We start from the raw sequence: 11,576 nt of genomic DNA, 5'->3' as shown, positions 1-11,576 counted from the left end.
GCATTATCATAATTATTCAGGAAATACTGCCCTATAAAATAATGCTGGTTTTCTTCATAATCTAAAGCATTTATTTTAAAGTTATTCATTGTTCCGCCACCTTGTACTACGATGTTTCTTGCTTCACCTTGTTGCTGTGAAAGCACAACCGTTCCGAAAGTTTTACCTAATTGAAACTCTGTTTTCACCCCAAACAAAGACTCAGAACCACGGATCAGACTTGTGGAAAGCGGCATATTAACATTACCGAACTCTACTCTTTTGATGATCTTATCTTCACCTCCTGCATTGGGTTTATTTACATCATTTAAACCTTTTGTCTGAAGATCTTTCCATGTACCTTTTGACTGCCAAACCAAATTCATCCTGTTCTCAAAAGCAAAACCGCTTTGAGTATCGTAATTGGCTTTAAGCTGTAAATTTTCTCCAACTTTTCCGATTAACCCCAACTGAATTCTTTGATCAATATCAAAGGTAAAACTCGTTCTGTTTTGAGGTAAAATTAAAGGATTATCAATTTTCTGGTACAAACCTCCAAAATCGAATGAAGCATATCCTGAAGGAATGATTTCAATCTTGTTGCTTCCGAAAATAGACTCGAAAAGACGGTTATTGATCGTTAAAGCAGGAATCAGTCCTTTCTTTGCTGCATCACTTTTATCTTTTCTGAACATTAAATTGTAACGGTCAGATTTTTCCCTGTAAAAAGCCCTAGATTGCTCTGCAAGCATAAATTCCTTATAATCTTCCGGCGACATTGCAACAGGTGGTCCGGTAATTGTATTACCAATCTTAGGATACACGTAATACATTCCGATTTTTACATCGTAATATGCTTCGTAGTAAGTTGGGTCGGTAACTTCGTAATTCTTTTTTATAGAAACACCTTGCTGGTTTTCATTTTGCCCGAAAACGTTTATTGAGCAGAATAAAAACGACAAGAGTATATAGATGCTGAGAAATTTATTATTTTTCACCAAATGTTAAATATTTTTTAAAATTTGTTTTACCAATTCTTCTACAGTAATTTCCGGAATTTGCTTTAAAATACGGTCTGCAATTTTATCACTTGTTCTTTTAGGGATTCCTAAAACTTCTAATGCTGATAACGATTCTTCCTTCACTTTATTATTCTCAGCCGAAGAAATATTTCCTTCTGCATCAGCAAATTTCTGTACTTTATCTTTCAGGTCAACGATAATCCTTTCCGCTGTTTTTGCACCAATTCCTTTAGCTTTCTGAATTACGGCTCCGTTTCCGGAAAGTATTGCAGAGGCAATCTCACTAAGGCTTAAAGTTGATAATAAAATGAGTGCAGAAACAGCACCTACACCATTTACACTTATTAACAGATTAAACATTTCTTTTTCCAAACGGGTATGAAACCCGAAAAGCAGGTGTGCATCTTCACGAATGATCTGCTGGATGAATAAAAATGTCTCTTTATTTAAAGTAAGTGTTTGAGATGTCATGAGGCTGATTCCTGTATAATATCCTACACCGTTTACGTTGATTACTGCGTAAGTTGGGGTAAGCTCCTGAACGATGCCCTGTAAAGAAAATATCATTATTAATTTTTATAACTTCCAAATATAGTAATTTAAACTAAGTAATGTTTTCATTTCAGACAAGAATGATTTTTAACTTAATTTTAAATGGCAAATACATATAAACAGCTTTTAAACAGATAAATTCCAAATATGTGTATCTTATTTAAAATTGTTTTAGTTTTATTTAAACTTTACAATAAAACCTCTTCTTACAATCATCATTTTATTTCATTAAAAACAGTTAAATGTGGTATCTAATTTTTAAAAAAATTAAAATTAGCTGGTTCAGCTATCATTTTTGGGGATTTTTTTCATTATTAAATTGATGGATTTTAGGAGTAAAAAAATCAAAATCACAAAAAAACATTAGAAAAATTATTCTTTATTTGATTTTATCATCTCATTTTGAGACTGAGCTGAAAGGAGGTTCGAGATCGGTTAATCGGTTTCACAAATCATCAAACACTCATTTTGATTTGTATTGAAGCATTTACGTGACAAAAGTCAGTTTGATTTTTCCATAGATAATAATTTATATTTACCTCATTATTTTTAATTATTCTAAATAAATGAAAAACCAAAACGTACTTTCGATTTTCTTTCTGGCAACTTTAGCCTCAAATATTTCAGCCCAAAATAAACAAGACAGTTTACAGACAAGAGATATATCAGAAGTTATCATGGTATCTTCCCGCTCACTAAAGCAGATTAGTGATATTCCCGGAACAGTTTGGGTAATATCTGAAAAAGAACTTCAGTCACAGATAAGAGGCGGCGCAGGATTAAAAGAAGTATTAGGAAACATGATTCCCGGATTTGATTTCGGAAACCAGGGACGAACAAATTATGCCCAAAACATGCGCGGAAGAAATGTTCTGGTAATGATCAACGGAATTTCTCTCAACAGCACAAGAGCAACAAGCCGCCAATTTGATGCGATCGATCCATTCAACATCGAAAGAATTGAAGTTCTTTCCGGTGCATCCTCAATTTATGGCGGCGATTCCACAGGAGGAATTATCAATATCATCATCAAAAAACCAACATCAGACAAACTTGCTTTTGAAACTTCTGCAGGCTTAAAATCAGGTTTTCATAAAAATGATCTCGATAAAAGAATTGCACAATCTATCTCAGGCGGAAACGATAAAGTGAAATTCAGATTGGGAGCGGCTTTTACACAAAATGAAGGCGCTTTTGATGCAAACGGAGATCAGATTATTACCGATGTAAAACAGGCAGATTTTCAGTACAACAGATCAATCGATTTATTAGGARGATTTAGTGCAAAACTGGCTCCCAATCAGGATTTGGGTATAGATCTGCAATATTATAATTCAAAAGTCAGAAATAAAAAATGGCTTTCCTTCGGGCAGAATTTTGTAGGGTTTACAACCAAAAATCCTGATTTAATTAATGTTTTAGACGGTGCAGATTCTGATATTGTTCCAAGAACAGAACGATTTATGGCGAATTTTCAGTACAATGCAAGAAATATTTGGGGCGGGCAAAATTTGATCTTACAAGCTTACGGAAGACGTGAAGAAGTAGATTTCGGAGCATCTTTCGCCGAAGTTCCGAAACCTCCTGCAGGAATTGTGCTTCCGGTTTTTCTTTCGTCAGCAAGAGGAAATACCAATGCTTACGGAGCAAAACTGGTTTTAAATAAAAAATGGAATGCTTTCAATTTTACATACGGAGTGGATGCTGATCTTGAAAACTTCACAGGCGATCAGGCAATTTTTAATCCTCAAAAAAGTGCAGAAACAGGAGGTTTGGTAAATCTTACCGATGCTTTTGTAGGAAGATATCCCGATACAAAAACATCTGCTCTTTCCGGTTTTATTCAGGCAGACTGGAATATTACAAATAAACTAACACTTTCAGGAGGAATTCGCCAACAATTGATCAATGTAAAACTGGATGATTTTGTAGGATTCAAAGAGCAGGTTTATATGCATTTCGGCTACGGGAATTCTGCCGATGCTGTGAAAGGTGGCAAAAATAATTACGATGTCACGTTGCTTAATGCAAGTTTGTTATATAAAATTACACCTGCTTGGCAGACTTGGTTGAATTTTTCTCAAGGATTTGCAGTTCCTGATGCTGCAAAATCTTATGGTTTCGGAAAATATCAGTTAAATAACGATCATTGGAATTTACTTAACAGCATCAATATCGCAGAACAACCTTTAAGCGGAATTAAAACAGATCAAATGGAACTTGGTTTCAGGCACAACAGAAATTCAGAACAAGGACTTTCTGCACAAGGATCGGTTTTTTATGCGCTTTCCAACAAAACTTTGAAAATAGACAATGCTGCTTTCACCATTTCGTTGCTTGATCAGAAATTAAGAAACTACGGTTTTGAAGGTGCTTTAAGCTATAGATTTTCTCAAGGTTTAGAATTGGGTGGAAACATTTTGTTAATGCAGTCTGAAACAGAAACGGCTGATAAAGGATGGCAAAACCAGTCAGTTTATACAACCAATCCCTCAAAATTTATGGTTTTTACAGGGTGGAATGCGAAACGATTTTCATTAAGACTGCAAATGCAAAACTCTATGAATTACACTGATTTAGCAGACCTTAAAATGACAGGCTACACTTTATTTGATCTTGTAGGAGATGTAAAATTAAATAAAGGAGTCATCAATTTCGGGGTACAGAATATTTTCAATAAACAATACACAACAATTTGGGGACAACGTTCTGCATTTTTTTACGGAGTCCCTCAAAAAGCCTTTGCTTACCAAGGAAGAGGAACTACATTTTCTGTAGGCTACACGATAAATTATTAATTATTTAAAATAAAATTGAAACCTTTCGTCACTTCGAGTAGATTTTGAAAAAAACGTATCGAGAAGTTTTTATACTAGAATTAAATTTTAAAAACCATTAAGATTTATTAAGAAGTTTAGTTTAATTAAGACTAAATCATACTGATTTCACTTAAGCGAAGCTACCTTAAAGATTCTTAACTCCTTAATAAATCTTAATGGTCAATTAAAAAACCTTAGAAGTACTAATTAAAAAGTAAAAAACACCACCCAAAAATTTTTATGAACACAGTTATCACCGAACAATTGGTTTCGGAAAAGGAAAGTCTTTTCCCAAATCTGGAGAACTTATTTTGTGAAATCAACATTCACGAATATCAAAATGTAATGCAAAAAGCACAGGAAAGTGTCATTGCATTTCTAAAAGAAAACAAACAGCCTTTCAGCGGAGTGAGTCCGAAAGAGCTGAGAAAACGTTTTGAAAACATTCATCTTAACGATCATCCACAAAAATACGATGAGGTTTTTGAAGAAGTAAAAATGCTTTATACACAGCACGCTATTGCTTTTCATCATCCGAAATATGTTGCTCATCTTAATTGTCCGGTTGTCATTCCGGCGGTTGCAGCAGAAATTTTGATCAGTTCAATTAATTCATCTTTAGACACTTGGGATCAAAGTGCGGGTGGAACTTTAATGGAGCAAAAATTAATTGAATGGACCTGCAACGAAATCGGTTATTGTAAAAATTCAGACGGAATTTTTACGAGTGGTGGTTCTCAAAGTAACTTGATGGGAATGCTTTTGGCGAGAGATCATTATTCGATCAAACATTTTAATCATAACATTAAAAAAGACGGACTGCCAAAAAATGCGCATCGTTTCAGGATTTTTGTTTCGGAAGCAGCACATTTCAGCATTCAGAAAAGTGCTTCGATTTTAGGGTTGGGAGAACAGGCTGTTATTAAAATTAAAACCGACCGATCTTTTAAAATGAATAGTATTTTACTGGAAGATGCCATTCAAAAAGAAATTGAAAACGGAAATATTCCGATTGCAGTTGTTGCAACAGCAGGAACTACAGATTTCGGAAACATTGATCCTTTAAAAAACATTTCGGTGATTGCAAAAAAATACGGAATGTGGCTTCACGCAGACGCAGCTTATGGTTGCGGATTACTTTTAACCGAAAAATACCGCCATTTAATTAACGGAATTGAAGAAGCAGATTCTGTAACAGTCGATTATCACAAATCTTTCTTCCAGCCTGTAAGCAGCAGCGGATTTTTGGTGAAAGACAGAAATTACTTCAGTTTAATCACGCACTATGCAGATTATTTAAACCCGAAAGACCACGACGAAAATGAAATTCCGAATCAGGTAAATAAATCGATTCAGACGACAAGAAGATTTGATGCTTTAAAGCTCTGGTTCACCTTAAGAATCATCGGTAAAAAAGGTCTCGGAAATTATATTGAAAGAATAATCTCGACTGCAAAAGAAGCGGCAATTCTTCTGGAAAATGATCCGCATTTTGAATTATTAAACCGTTCTGATATTTCTGCTCTCGTTTTCCGCTATTCTGCAGATCCTTTCAAGACTTTTGATTTGAGCAGAATCAATGCCTACATCAAATCACAACTTTACAAAAACGGGAACGCGCTTGTCGCAGGAACAAAAGTCAACGGGCAGTTTTACTTAAAATTCACCATTCTAAATCCTTTAACAACTGTTGAAGATATCAAATCAATTTTAATCACAATAAAAAAATACGGAAATGAATACATTGAAGTTAACTAATCAACAATACGCAGAAAAAACAAATTACACCGCTCTCATCAACTGTTTTATGAGAGAGTTTACCAACTGGAGCCGTTATCTGGGAATCCCGAAATATGATATTGCCATTGCGAAAAGCATCAGAAAAACACCGACAAATCTTCATATCAGGATTGATTTTTCTTCCATAGGATGTGATGTTTATATTCCTGTAAATTATTTTTCTGAAACAGGAAGACATCTTTTTGATTTTCCGGTTTTAAGGAGAGTTTTGGAAACGGATGAAGTTTCTGAAGTTGATATTTACGGCTTTATGACGCTTATCGCAGAATATTCAAAACGAATTCATTCCGGTATCGATGCTTCTACTGTTTTGAAAAGACTGAATAACAGCATCGAAAATCTCACAACATATTTAGATTATTTGTCTGACAACAATAAGTCGGTGAATGATTTGGAAATGTCTTTCATTGAAGCTGAACAATCGCTTGTTTTAGGACATATTCTTCACCCTGTTCCAAAATCGAAACAAGGTTTTAATCAGGAAGATCTTTTAAAATATTCCCCGGAAACTTCAGGACAGTTTCAGCTATTTTATTTTTTAATTAATCCTGAAAATATTATTGAAAAAAATGCAGACGGAAAGCTTGTTTCCAAAGAATTGGGCGAAAAGATTTATCCGGCTTTAAATCCTGAACATAAAAAATTATGGGATGAGTTCCCGGATTACCAGATTGTTCCGATGCATCCTTGGGAAGCAGAATATTTATTGGTTCAGGAAGATGTTCAGATTATGCAGGAACAGGGAATTTTGTTTGCTTTAGGGCATTACGGAGAGTTTTTTACACCAACCTCATCCGTGAGAACGGTTTATAGCGAAAATAGCAAATGGATGTACAAATTTTCTCTTCATGTGAAAATTACCAACTCAGAACGAATCAATTTATACCCTGAACTTCATCGCGGTCATGACATCAGCAAATTGTTAAAAACCGATTGGGGAAAAAATTTACAAAACGATTATCCTGAGATCGATTTTATGGTAGATCCGGCTTTTATTGCAGTAAAATTTAATGATAAAGTAATTAACGGATTTAATATCAGCATCAGAAGAAATCCTTTTCAGGGAGAAGACAAAACTAAAAATGTAACGCTTTTGGCAGCTCTTTGTCAGGACGGAATTTTTGGTCAGCCTTCAAGACTGCAGAATATTATCATCAACACCGCCGGAAATCTCGATTTACCTGTTGAGCAAGTCGCTTTAGATTGGTTTACACAATATCTTCATATCTGTGTAAGACCGATCGTCGGGATTTTGAATACGTATGGATTAGCCTGCGAATTTCATCAGCAAAACGTCATGATTGAGCTTGATAAAAAAGGATTTCCTGCAAAAATTTATTTCAGAGACAATCAGGGATTTTTCTTCAGAGAAGGCAGAAAAGAACTGGTTTCTAATGCGCTTCCCGGAATTGCAGATGAAAGTCAGTCGATTATTGATGAAGAATCTTTGGCTCCGAAATACACGTACTATCTGGTAACCAATAATATTCTAGGGGTTGTAAATGCTTTAGGTTGCAATCAATTGGCAGATGAAAGAAAATTAATTAACCTGGTTTATAAATCATTTAAAGAACTTGAAAATGAAGACGAAACCGGATTGGTAGATTACATCATCAACAAAAGAAGCTGGTACACCAAAGGAAATTTAATCACAAGTTTGCAAAATATCAACGAAGCGGATGAAAACTTAGAATATCCTGCTGTTTTTTTGGATACCCCAAATCCTTTGAATAAATATTTCTTTTCCGATAAATTAATTAAGCCTAAAACTAAAGAAACCGTTTATTCGAGATATTTTGAAGAGGAAAACGTAAACATCAGCATTCGGCCTTTCGACATCGAAAAAGATTTTGAAATGGTTCACGAATGGTTCAATAGGGAACACGCAAAACCTTTTTGGAAAATGGATGGGCCAAAAAGAGACTTAGAACTTTGGTTCAGAACGATTCTTCCAAGTGATGAACAACACAGTTTTATCGGATATGTGAATGATGTTCCGCAGTTCAGTTTCGAACCTTACTGGTGCATGAGAGATATTGTGGGCGCTTATTACGACTCACTTCCGACAGATTATGGAACCCATTTTTTTGTTGCCGAAACGCAGAAAGATAAAAAGTTTTCTTTCCAATCATTTCAGGTGGCTTTAGATTATATTTTCATGCTTCCGGAAGTTGGAAAATGCATCGGTGAAGCGTCTGTAGATGCAGTTCCGACCGATAGAATCATTACAAGATTGGGTTACACTCGTGAAGGTGTTATAGAAATGCCACACAAAACCGCTTATCTTACTTTCTGTACCCGTGAAGGATATTGGGAAAAATGCCCTGAAAGTAGGCTGGACGCGAAAAGTATTTAATAATAATTTTTAGACAAATTAATAAAAGGCTTCGATTACGCTCAGCCTGACAACGTATAATAAGAGTTAGTATTAGCGAAGTCATCCTGAGCGAAGTCGAAGGATCTTAGTAAACCTTATAGGTTTGAATAAACAATTAAAATTTCAACCATTAAGATTTAATTTAAGGAGTTAAGGAATTTAAGTGAGATTCTTCATTTCGCTTTGCTCTATTCGGAATGACAGTTCGCATGTCATTTCAACGAAGGAGAAATCTCTTAATAATCTTAACTCCTTAAATTAAATCTTAATGGTTAAAATAATTCAAATTTCAAAAAACAAAACATTGGAAAACAATAAAATATACGATATCATCGGGATCGGAATTGGTCCTTTTAATCTGGGGTTGGCTGCTCTTTTAGAACCTGTAGAATCTATTGATTCTCTTTTTCTGGATCAGGCAGAAGGTTTTGATTGGCATCCCGGTTTGATGCTTGATAATGCTACACTTCAGGTTCCTTTTATGGCAGATTTGGTAACGATGGCAGATCCGAAAAGTAAATATTCTTTTTTAAATTTTTTAAAGGAAACCGACCGTTTATATAAATTTTTCATCAGAGAAAATTTTTTTATTTTAAGAAAAGAATACAATCTGTATTGTCAGTGGACAGCCAATCAATTATCGAATTGTCTTTTCGGAAAAAAGGTTGAGAATATTAGTTTTAATGAATCAGAAAAATTGTATATCATCGAAGTTTTAGATTTAAAAAACAATGATGTTAAAAAATATTATACTAAAAAACTGGCTTTAGGAACAGGAACTCAGCCAAAGTTACCTGAATTTATGGAAGGTAAAAATTATCCGAATGTTATTCATACTTCAGAATATTTGAATCACAAAGAAGAAATTTTAAATTCAAAATCGGTATCAATTATTGGTTCCGGACAAAGTGCAGCCGAGATTTTCCAGGATTTGCTTCCTGAAACCAATGAAAATTTGTTTATGAGCTGGTTTACTAGACCCGACCGTTTTTTCCCAATGGAATATTCAAAACTGACACTGGAATTGACCTCTCCGGAATATGTTGACCATTTTTATCAGATGCCTTCCAACCAGCGTAAAAATATATTGACAAAACAACATCCGCTTTATAAAGGAATTAATTTTGACCTCATCAATGATATTTTTGATGCGATGTACGAAATGAGTGTCGGAAATATTCCTTTACATGTAGCATTAAAACCAAGTTCTCAGCTTGATAATATTTCTCCTGAAGGAAATTCTTATGTTTTGAATTTTACTCATGTTCAGGATCAAGCAACTTTTACCCACACTTCAGATTACGTGATTTTGGCAACAGGATATTCCTATTACGAACCGAAATTTTTGAAAGGAATTGAAAATAAAATTCAAAGAAACGAAGATGGTTTATTTGATGTAAGCCGGCATTACACTATTGACAGCGAAGAAAATCTTTTTGTACAAAATGCGGAACTTCACAGCCACGGTTTCGTCACTCCGGATTTGGGAATGGGAGCTTACAGAAATGCAATTATCATCAATTCTATCGCCGGAAAAGAAGTTTATAAAGTTGAAAAACGTATTGCCTTTCAACAATTCAATACCTCAAAAGAATGGATCGCAAAACATTCATCTTAAAAGGTGATTTAAAAAAGGTGATGTGGGAAACTTCATGGCCCGCCGTTGCTGCGATTGTTTTATACGGAATCAATAATTTCCTGGACGCTATTTTTGTAGGATATTTAATTAATACGAAAGCTCTTGCTGCAGTAGGAATGGCTTATCCGTTGTCTCAAATCGTTTTGGGATTTGGAAGATTGGTAGGAATTGGCGCAGGTGCAGCGGTAAGTATTTGGATTGGTGAAAACAGACAGGATAAATTATACAAACTCTTCGGAAGCTTCAATTTTTTGTGCATTTTTTTCTCTGTAGTCTGTATGGTTCCTGCCTATATTTTTGCATACGAACTGATGGCAATGATGGGTGCAAAAGGAGAACTTCAAACTATTGCAGTTGAATATTTCCGGGTTACTTTGATCGGAACCATTTTCTGGATTTATGGTTTAGCTTTAAATATGCTGATTCGTGCAGAAGGAAAAATGAAAACCGCCGCAATGATGATTGCCGCAGGTTTAATAATCGATATTATTTTAAAACCAATTTTTATTTCGACTTTCGGAATGGGCGTTTCCGGCGCAGCTTGGGCAACCAATTGCGGAATGCTGATCTATTCTTTACTCGGATCTTATTATTATGCTAAAGGAAAAAGTTCTTTTAAGACCAATTGGAGATCGGTTTCTTATCATCCTGAAATTGGAAAAAGAATTTTAAAATTAGGGCTTCCGGAAATGATCTTATCCGTAATGGGAGTTGTGCAGAGTATTATTATTTTTAATGCGATCGCTTCTTACGGAACGGAAGACGACATTTCTTTTTTCACCGTTTTAAATCGGTTTTTCCTATTTTTACTAACTCCTTTATTTGGATTGATGCGAGGTTTACAACCTGTTGTCGGAATCAATTTCGGAGCCGGACAATTTGAAAGAGCAAGACAATTTTTTAAAAACTATATTTTAGCAGGAGTTGCGATACTTTCGCCTTTCTTTTTGATGGCAATGATTTTTCCGGAACAATTGATCGGATTAATGCTTCCGGGATATACGGTAAACACAAGTCAGATTCAGGATTTCAGATTATTTTTCTCTGTACTTCCTTTATTACCGATCACTGTTTTGGCACTGTCCTATTATCCTGCAGTAAACGATAGCAAAAAAGCGAGTTTCCTTGTTTTTTTGCGGCAACTGATTCTTTATATTCCGTTAATGCTTATTCTTCCACATTACTTCGGAGTGAAAAGTATTTATTGGGGAAGTGCTTTGATAGAGGTAATCGTGGGTGTTACTACTTTTATTATATTAAGGAAGGGTGTTGTTAAAACGAAGATTCAGTTTACATAAAAAGCAGGGCAGAATTCTACGAATTCTGCCCTGCTTTTTTTATTGATATTATTATATTGTTGATAGGATTTTATCCTATCCTTTGTTAAG

General features: G+C 34.8%; 7 protein-coding genes. 5 read left to right on the top strand and 2 right to left on the bottom strand.

The features are described from left to right. A partial coding sequence (sprA, locus tag AB4Y90_RS08300) for a cell surface protein SprA (RefSeq protein ID WP_441556940.1) occupies positions 1-977 on the bottom strand: 977 nt, incomplete at its 3' end. Positions 978-983: 6 nt separating this feature from the next. Then, entirely contained in the window at positions 984-1,568 is a 585-nt protein-coding gene (gene ruvA / locus AB4Y90_RS08295) for a Holliday junction branch migration protein RuvA (RefSeq protein ID WP_441556939.1), read from the bottom strand. A 551-nt stretch (positions 1,569-2,119) separates the two neighbouring features. Between ruvA and AB4Y90_RS08290 the strand changes: the two genes are divergently transcribed. The 5 genes from AB4Y90_RS08290 (at position 2,120) to AB4Y90_RS08270 (ending at position 11,486) form a co-directional block, all read left to right on the top strand. Next, on the top strand, positions 2,120-4,351 hold the full coding sequence (locus tag AB4Y90_RS08290; protein ID WP_441556938.1) for a TonB-dependent receptor: 2,232 nt from the start codon (positions 2,120-2,122) through the stop codon (positions 4,349-4,351). A 261-nt stretch (positions 4,352-4,612) separates the two neighbouring features. After that, on the top strand, positions 4,613-6,130 hold the full coding sequence (locus tag AB4Y90_RS08285) for a pyridoxal phosphate-dependent decarboxylase family protein (RefSeq protein ID WP_441556937.1): 1,518 nt from the start codon (positions 4,613-4,615) through the stop codon (positions 6,128-6,130). After that, positions 6,108-8,528 carry a GNAT family N-acetyltransferase gene (locus tag AB4Y90_RS08280; protein WP_441556936.1) on the top strand — a complete coding sequence of 807 codons (2,421 nt, stop codon included), beginning with the start codon at positions 6,108-6,110 and terminating at the stop codon, positions 8,526-8,528. The genes AB4Y90_RS08285 and AB4Y90_RS08280 overlap by 23 nt, the downstream gene beginning before the upstream one ends. 289 nt (positions 8,529-8,817) lie before the next feature. After that, a complete protein-coding gene (locus tag AB4Y90_RS08275) occupies positions 8,818-10,167 on the top strand; it encodes a lysine N(6)-hydroxylase/L-ornithine N(5)-oxygenase family protein (RefSeq protein WP_441556935.1) in 1,350 nt (449 codons plus the stop codon). Further along, positions 10,143-11,486 carry an MATE family efflux transporter gene (locus AB4Y90_RS08270; protein WP_441556934.1) on the top strand — a complete coding sequence of 448 codons (1,344 nt, stop codon included), beginning with the start codon at positions 10,143-10,145 and terminating at the stop codon, positions 11,484-11,486. The genes AB4Y90_RS08275 and AB4Y90_RS08270 overlap by 25 nt, the downstream gene beginning before the upstream one ends. The last annotated feature ends 90 nt before the right edge of the window (positions 11,487-11,576 follow it).

It is taken from the genome of Chryseobacterium sp. 2TAF14, assembly GCF_052115105.1.
GTDB lineage: Bacteria > Bacteroidota > Bacteroidia > Flavobacteriales > Weeksellaceae > Chryseobacterium.
This window is presented reverse-complemented; position numbering and strand designations above follow the sequence as displayed.